The organism is Streptomyces sp. 8L (assembly GCF_020176795.1).
Taxonomy (GTDB): Bacteria; Actinomycetota; Actinomycetes; order Streptomycetales; family Streptomycetaceae; genus Streptomyces.
This window is the reverse complement of record NZ_JAIUKE010000969.1, coordinates 1-508: the sequence shown is the minus strand read 5'-3', so window position 1 is coordinate 508 and position 508 is coordinate 1. Positions and strand designations below refer to the sequence as shown.

1 protein-coding gene is annotated in these 508 nt (G+C 63.0%); it reads right to left on the bottom strand.

Features of this window, described 5'->3' with window-relative positions; translation table 11 throughout:
• The coding region (locus LCE31_RS40145; RefSeq protein ID WP_225023261.1) for an IS256 family transposase at window positions 1-508 on the bottom strand (508 nt) is incomplete at both ends.

Here is a 508-nt window from a genome sequence, read left to right as displayed (position 1 = left end):
GTTCATTGCACCCTTCCAGCGCATGGTCCAGCGTTTGCGGCCGGCGCCGGTCGGGTCGAGGCTCATGACGGCCATGTAGACGCACTTGAGTGCGGCCTGCTCCGTCGGGAAGTGACCGCGGGAACGGACGGCCTTGCGGATGCTGGCGTTGACGCTCTCGATGCTGTTTGTTGTGCACACAATGCGGCGTATTTCCGCATCAAACTGAAGGAAGGGCGTGAACTCGGCCCAGCTGGACTCCCAGAGACGGACGATCGCCGGGTACTTCTTGCCCCGTGCTTCGGCGAATTCCAGGAACCGTGTAGTGGCCGCGTCCTCGGTCGGTGCGGTGTAGACCGGCTTGAGCGCCTTCGCGATCTTGTCCCAGTCCTGGCGCGCCGCGTAACGGAACGACGCCCTCAGGAGATGAACTACGCACGTTTGCACAACGGTACGGGCCCAGACCTCGCCGACCGCATCGGGCAGCCCTTTCAACCCGTCGCAGACCAGCATCAGGACATCTTCAAAG